At 53.4% G+C, this 5043-nt stretch carries 7 protein-coding genes; 2 read left to right on the top strand and 5 right to left on the bottom strand.

What is annotated here, in order from left to right:
- Nucleotides 1-138: 138 nt before the first annotated feature.
- Both ACR0ER_RS25395 and ACR0ER_RS25390 read right to left on the bottom strand, forming a co-directional pair.
- Nucleotides 139-357 (bottom strand): GDCCVxC domain-containing (seleno)protein, encoded by a 219-nt coding sequence (locus tag ACR0ER_RS25395; RefSeq protein ID WP_254438177.1) that lies wholly within the window; start codon nucleotides 355-357, stop codon nucleotides 139-141.
- Nucleotides 358-361: 4 nt separating this feature from the next.
- Complete coding sequence (locus tag ACR0ER_RS25390) at nucleotides 362-685, bottom strand: hypothetical protein (RefSeq protein WP_480771248.1); 324 nt, start codon at nucleotides 683-685, stop codon at nucleotides 362-364.
- An 89-nt stretch (nucleotides 686-774) separates the two neighbouring features.
- Between ACR0ER_RS25390 and ACR0ER_RS25385 the strand changes: the two genes are divergently transcribed.
- Both ACR0ER_RS25385 and ACR0ER_RS25380 read left to right on the top strand, forming a co-directional pair.
- Complete coding sequence (locus ACR0ER_RS25385; RefSeq protein WP_010438583.1) at nucleotides 775-1164, top strand: MerR family transcriptional regulator; 390 nt, start codon at nucleotides 775-777, stop codon at nucleotides 1162-1164.
- A 190-nt stretch (nucleotides 1165-1354) separates the two neighbouring features.
- Nucleotides 1355-2152, top strand: a complete 798-nt coding sequence (locus ACR0ER_RS25380) for a GNAT family N-acetyltransferase (RefSeq protein WP_480771247.1) — start codon at nucleotides 1355-1357, stop codon at nucleotides 2150-2152.
- A 248-nt stretch (nucleotides 2153-2400) separates the two neighbouring features.
- Here ACR0ER_RS25380 and ACR0ER_RS25375 read toward each other — a convergent pair whose 3' ends face one another.
- From ACR0ER_RS25375 to ACR0ER_RS25365, 3 genes are all read right to left on the bottom strand, one after another.
- On the bottom strand, nucleotides 2401-3075 hold the full coding sequence (locus ACR0ER_RS25375; protein WP_480771246.1) for a class I SAM-dependent methyltransferase: 675 nt from the start codon (nucleotides 3073-3075) through the stop codon (nucleotides 2401-2403).
- Between the two features lie 174 nt (nucleotides 3076-3249).
- A complete protein-coding gene (locus tag ACR0ER_RS25370; protein ID WP_170337312.1) occupies nucleotides 3250-4020 on the bottom strand; it encodes a DUF2182 domain-containing protein in 771 nt (256 codons plus the stop codon).
- A 28-nt stretch (nucleotides 4021-4048) separates the two neighbouring features.
- A complete protein-coding gene (locus ACR0ER_RS25365) occupies nucleotides 4049-4669 on the bottom strand; it encodes a DUF1326 domain-containing protein (protein WP_159090053.1) in 621 nt (206 codons plus the stop codon).
- Nucleotides 4670-5043 lie beyond the last annotated feature (374 nt).

Below are 5043 nucleotides of genomic sequence, written 5' to 3'. Positions count from 1 at the left end.
TTCGCAGGGCCTCTGACAATCCGGTGAAGTGAGGCCAAAGACATAAAAATGCACTTTGGAATTAAAAGTCGAAATGGCAGCTATGGGCTCGGTTCGGTCATTCGTGAAATGACTGCGCAGCGGACAAAGCAGACTTTGTCATCCGCAACAACTATCGCCATTCTGGATCGGCGGGCAAGGCACCGTGGCATAGGAGCAGTAGACACAACAGTCCCCTTCCAACGGCTTCAAGACCGCTGCGCAAGACTTGCATTCATAGAACCACTGGCAAGCATCCGTCGGCATTATTTCGGTTTCGCTGTGACCGCATTTCGGGCACGTTAGGGTGCTTTCAAGCACTGCAGTTTGCTCTGTCATTGTTTCACATCTGCATTATCAGGTAATCGTTGATCCGGGCCTCGTTAAAGGCGACGACCCAAGCTAACGCGGTGATTGCGGTCGTCCCCGAAAGCCACCATTTCAATTTTGTTAGGGAACCGAGCTGATAAGATACTAGCCACGAAATGGCGACAAGCGCCGTCGAAATCGCCAATACGTAGTAGCTTGCCGCCGCGATCTTTCCGAAAATGGCCAGCCAACTGCCTCCTAGTCCCAGTAACATCATTGTCATGGGCAATACACAGCAAATCGCGACGCCGAGTGCTGACAGTGATCCCAGATAACTAACGCTAAGGTACTTTTGCATTTCATTCCCTTGACTAGTTGGAGTTGTCGAAGTGTCAGCCTCTCGTATAACTTCTGTAGTCGCTACAGGATCAAGACGGGAAAACTCACATGTTTGCGATTGGGGAAGCATCCCGGCAAAGCGGTGTCGGCATTGAAACGATCCGCTACTATGAACGCGAAGGGATCGTGCCCAAACCAGAACGGGCACCGAATAACCGGCGGATGTACTCAGCGCACGATGTTGGAAGGCTTCGTTTCCTGAAAAAATGCCGTGATTTGGGCTTTCCACTAGCCGATACAAAGACGCTTCTCAGCCTGTCCGAAGGCGACGGAGAAGATTGCCGATCTGTAAAAGAACTGGCTGAGCTTCATATCTTCAATGTGCGTGAAAAGATAAACGAGCTGAAGCGATTGGAGGCAGCGCTGAACGAACTCACAGCCAACTGCGACAGCGGGAATGTCTCTTGCCCCATGCTCTCAAAACTGCGTACCGACTAGTGAAACTTTGGGCTCGGTGCGGTCATTCGTCGAATCGTCGTGAGTAACCGTACTGCGGACATGGTTGACGTTCACCCTCGACCAATAACTCTCTTTTCGTCGCGGTCTCGCGTCTGACGTGCGCTTGACGACGCAACTCATATCAAACGATCATCGGCGAACCACTTTGCGGCGGCCCAAAGGATAACCCATGGAAGTATTTGGAAGTGATGCACAGCGACGCATGTCGACCATGGGTGAGCACCTTATCCAGCTATTGGGTGATGACCCTCGATTTTGTAGCCATGGGCGCGGTATTCAAATTGTCAACGAGTACAACGGGGCTTTGGATGATGCCGTTGCAATGGCCCAAATACTTGGCATCACGGCGATAGAAAGCATACCGCGTCAGGAGGTGGCAAAGACGCGAGAAGTCATTGAAAGTCAGGGATTAAAAACCGACACAATAGCTTGTTATCTTGGCGGACTGAACTGTGTTGACATTGCTAGGAAAATAATTGCCACACGGGCGTTGCCCGAGGATTTGACCGTACGTGTGATTGATCGAGACTCTCCGCCAGAATGGCTTGAAGCTTTCGCAGAAGTCGCGATGAGCCACGGTGTTCTGCCGCCAATAGGGCCGGTTATGCGAGGATTGTCTCGCCCCGGATTTGCGATGGTCGTCTTTGACAGCTCAGGTGCCCCCGTTGCAACCGCAGGCTCAGTTCTGTGCCATCCGCCCAGCAGTAGGCTGCATCGTCGCGCTCAATGGGGGCAACTTTCGACCAAGCCTGAACGTATGGGTGAAGGTGTAGCGAAAGTCTTGGGGGCCAAAGCTATGATACACTCTCATGAAAAGCTTGGCGCAACTGGGTTCAAGACAGGCATTGCCCCGGGCAACGTTGCATCAGCACGGTTGTGCGAAAGACTTGGCTTAGAGGATAGCGGCAGCGACATAGTCGCGATCATCGACCGGAATGTATACTCGGAAGATCGGTTGACCAAGTGAGCCATTCGGAAGTTTGTTGTCGCGTTATATCAACGACACTCGCGCGAACCTTACTGAAACTTCTTAAAAAACTAAGATTAGGACGAGTTCTAGTCTGCATTGGGCTAGTTGTAGCCGCTTACCGGAGGTTACTGGCCAATTGCTTTGCCGAACCCAAGGCCGCGTCCATGATTTCATCGAATAATCTCCAAGGATCGCTATGTGGGCACAATTGCCATACGGAGCTGGATCTCGCGGTATGGCAGCCGTTAACAGGAAACGATAAAGTGGTATGCGGCGCAGGGCTGGTGTAAAAAGATCTTCCCATCAAGGGTTTCGACCGACCGGTTGAATGCGTCTTCCACGTCGGAAGAAACCTTTTCATAAGCTCTAGAACGATCTGGATCCGGCCAAACAATCTTTTCCAGGAACGCTTCGAAAGTCGGATATTCACGAGTAAGGACGTACTCTTTTTTGTTTTCCAACCGAAATCCGTCTACTCCGTCCAAGTGGTTAAGTGTTTCGTGAGAATGCGTTCGAACGAGGGTTTCGTCTTCCACCAATCGTACAACGTCAAACATTGTCCCATAAGGATAGGGCTCCACTATGTGCAACCGCCCACTGCTTCCAAGAACGCGGCGAATTTCAGTGAACGCAGTGTTCTGAGCCTCCACTGGAACGTGATGAAGTGAGAAGAACAAACACGCTAAGTCCTGCGAGCCGGAGTCGAGAGGTAAGTCTTCGGCAGCCCCAAGCCTAACGTCGATGTTTTTTGGAAGATCTTCTTTGGCCTTCGCAACTTTGTCCGGATCTATTTCTATTGCGGTGACTTTGGCCCCTGCAGCGTACAAGTCTCGCGAATAGACGCCGTCACCCGCACCAACATCGACGACTTGAATCCCTTCAAGTTCGCATATCGATTTTAGGTGATCGATGTGAGCCATTGCCAACTCCAGAAAATCTGAATGGTCTTGCAACAGTTTAGCACACCAGTTCCCCTATTTCCGCTTAGGGTTCGGAGCGGAACTTAAACTCCCGCAGAAATTGCTTGTCCGGTGACGTGTTGAAAATTGCTCTGCGGTGGCATTTATTCAGCCTGTGAATGCACCAACGTTTCCTCAGGCGAGCATGATCAGCCACCCGCCCCAGACAATCAAAACCACGCCCAATCCGCGGCTCAGAAACCGCCCGAATGGCAACGTCTTTTCTGCCAACACTACGATTGTAAGTACGGCAACCCACGGCAGGTTCATGACGCCCAACACAAACAACAGCACCATCAGCATCCAGCAGCAGCCAAGACAGTAGGCCCCATGGTGAAGCCCCATCTTCGCGGCACCCAGGGTTCCCTCGTGCCAATGAGCCATCAAAAAACTCATGGGCGAGCGGCAATGCTCTAGGCAAGCGTTCTTGAGCGGCGTCCATTGGAACAACCCGGCAAGTATCAACATCACGCCGCCCACAGTCGGCGCAACCCTCCCCATCATTGAGGAAAGCGCGCCACCGGTGTGCAGCCACCAATTCAATACAGTCGCCGCCAGCGAGAACCCCAGCCAAACCAACAGATACCCCGCCACGAAGCTGCCCGTTGGCACGAAGGGTCGCCCTACCGCCTCCCGCTTCGCGCGGACCCGCTCGTAGATCATTACGGCGGGTGTAACCGAAGGCAGCATCATCGCGAACATCATCACCGCCCACATGATAAGCATGAAGACAAAATCCGCGACTGACCACTGCATCATCATCGGCATGGCCATGTCGCCAACCATCGTCATCGAGGACGAAACAAGCCCGAGGTAAATTGTATAGGCCCACGCCAGCGCCGTGAGCGCGACTAGCGCTGCCAGCACCAGCGCCCGATCTCGTCGTGCGACCCCTACAGCATTCATTATGATGGCCTAAAGATCCGGCCCGGCCTCAGCCGGCCCAAGCGACTTGTCCGACCACACCCGACCGGCCCGTCCAGGTCACGGGCATATCCGCGTCGTTCCAAGTGGTTCCTTCACTGGGGGCCAGATCACCTTCATGCCCCTCATGCCCGAAGGCGAGGCTGAACGCGGCGTTCTGCAGTTTCATCTTGTTGCCGAGGTCATTGACCAGTCGACGGGATTTCATCTCGCCCACACCGGCCACGCTTGCAGTTATTTCGCCATCGGCCTCGGTCACGCTGATCCCGGCGCGTTTGGTCGGAAGCCAGGTCGACAACAGGCTTGCCGGCACCTCCATGCCGCCGCCGGACGCACCCTGCAAGATAGTCTCCAATGCCGCCGCCTGCGCATCGCTGGCGTTTTCGTCAATGTACACTCGCCCGGTGCCGTTGGCGTCGAACAGTGTCGGCCCGGGGAAATGCAATGAGACAATCGCGTTTTGGCCAGAAAGGTCCACGCCTTCATGAGAGCCCTCGCTAATGCGTATCAACAGGGACGTCGCACAATACCCTTGGTCCAAGAGCATAAGGTCAGCTTGTCCGAACCAGCATGGGCAAAGCATGTTGCAATTGCAGGTTTCGACGAGTTCCCCTGAAACATTCCAAGACATGATTTCTCCTCCCATCCCACATTTTCCACGGAGGCATTTTAGCAGAAAGGCTGCTTTTCACCAATCAACCAGAAGGTTAACCATGTCTCCTCAGGGCACAGAGCTACCTATCCCTACAGCTTACATGATTAGCTGGTTGGCAGCCCAAGCCGGTCCTCGCAATAAAGCCGCCATTCGTCGCCAAGCGATCCAAACCGAAATATCATTGGGTTCGAAGCTTAACTGATTTGATCATGCTGGTTTTATCAATGTTCCCAGATATGCCCGAGTGTCGGCATCCCACGAGCTGGGGTCCTCTCCATGAGCGACCACCGCGTGGAGTTCCATGAGTTTCCATACTTCATCTTTGGTCGCTGCGATCACTTTGCCTGGGC

It is taken from the genome of Ruegeria sp. CH8 (genome assembly GCF_056536985.1).
The sequence above is the reverse complement of the archived record's forward strand: the minus strand, read 5'-3'. Positions and strand labels throughout refer to the sequence as shown.